The organism is Kitasatospora sp. NPDC091257 (genome assembly GCF_044757675.1).
GTDB classification, from domain to species: Bacteria; Actinomycetota; Actinomycetes; order Streptomycetales; family Streptomycetaceae; genus Kitasatospora; species Kitasatospora lactacystinica.
The window spans coordinates 1-1,468 of sequence record NZ_JBIVVI010001672.1 but is presented as its reverse complement, the minus strand read 5'-3'; the positions used below and the strand labels follow the sequence as shown (position 1 = coordinate 1,468).

1 protein-coding gene and 1 pseudogene are annotated in these 1,468 nt (G+C 74.0%); one reads left to right on the top strand and one right to left on the bottom strand.

Annotated features, from left to right (window positions below; all coding sequences use genetic code 11):
* Positions 1-280 (bottom strand): annotated as a pseudogene (locus ACIQOV_RS41195) (hypothetical protein); the annotation flags it as partial.
* 245 nt (positions 281-525) lie between these two features.
* On the opposite strand from ACIQOV_RS41195, the gene ACIQOV_RS41190 reads away from it, so the two are divergent.
* Positions 526-1,395, top strand: a complete 870-nt coding sequence (locus tag ACIQOV_RS41190) for a MurR/RpiR family transcriptional regulator (RefSeq protein WP_224278798.1) — start codon at positions 526-528, stop codon at positions 1,393-1,395.
* The last annotated feature ends 73 nt before the right edge of the window (positions 1,396-1,468 follow it).

Genomic DNA, 1,468 nt, shown 5'->3' with positions numbered 1-1,468 from the left:
TCGCCGTCAGCGGGATGCCGAGGACCAGCGAGGTCACCGCGAGCCCGGTGTTGGAGCGCTTGCCCCAGCCCGAACGGCGGGGCTGCCCCCGGTGGGGGGACCGCGGCTCGTAGTCGTCCAACCGCTGGGCCACCGAGCGCTCGACCCGGGCGTCCAGCCGGGCGTCGAGCCGCTTCATGAAGGAGTCGACGAGTGCGTCCTCGTACTCCTTGCCGAGCTCCTTGCGGGCCTGGAGGGTGGCGTCGAGGTCGCGCCGCAGTTCGTCCTGACGAGTGTCCATGGAACCAGGGTGGGGCCGCCGGGGCCCCCGGTCCATCCGTTCGGAGGAGGAATCCGGGCGGGCTCAGGGACAAATCAGGGTTACCCCGACCCGGTTCGGCCGACCGCCGGACCGCCCGACCGGTCCGACCGGTCCGACCCGCGGGGCGTCCCACCGGACGTCCCGCCGTACGAGACGTCTTTGCCAGGTGCGGCCCGCTCCTGCACAGTCGTCGTCCGACCCCCTCGCACCCGGAGGTACCGCTGATGACCGCCACCGACGAGACCGGCAGCGTCGGCCCCTCCGCCCGGCTGCTCCAACTGTTCGAGGGGCACCGGCTGACGCCGACCCAGCGCCGGATCGCCCACTCGCTGGTGCGGCACGCCACCGAGGCGCCGTTCCTGTCCAGCGTCGAGGTCGCCGAACTCGCGGGCGTCAGCCAGCCCTCCGTCACCCGCTTCGCGGTCGCGCTCGGGTACGACGGCTACCCGGCGCTGCGCAAGCAGCTGCGCGAACTCGGCGGCGGCGAACAGGCCGCGCCGGAGACCCCGGACGACGCGGTGCGCAACGAGCACCAGCAGGCCGTGCTCGCCGAGATCGCCCACCTGCGCCACCTCGCCGAACTCCTCGCCGACCCGGAGCCGATCACCCGGGCCGCCCGGCTGCTCGCCGCCTCCCGCCCGCTGCCGGTGCTCGGCCTGCGGGCCGCCTCGGCGCAGGCGCGCGGCTTCGCCTACTTCGCGGCCAAGGTGCACCCGGACATCCGGCTGCTGGACGAGGGCGGCAGCATGCTCGCCGACCGGCTGGAACAGGCCCGGGCGGCCGGGGCCAGCGCACTGCTCTGCTTCGCGCTGCCGCGCTACCCGCGGGAGCTGATGGACGCGCTGACGGTGGCCCGCGAGTGCGGGCTGACGGTGCTCACCGTGGCCGACAGCGCCTTCGCGCCGGTCGCCAAGCTGTCCGACCTGATGCTGCCGGCCGCCGTCGGTACCGGGCTGGTCTTCGACACCGCGTGCGCCCCGATGATGCTCGGCCGGGTGCTGCTGCAATCCATGTGCGACGAACTGCCGGGCGCGGAAGCCCGGTTGGAGGCGATCGAGCAGTCGGCGGCGGCGCGCGGCCTCTTCCTGGAATGAGCGTGGAACAAGCACGGCCCGGAACGGCGGCGGGGGAGTAGCCGTCACAAACCCGGGCATCCCCTCCTGCAGG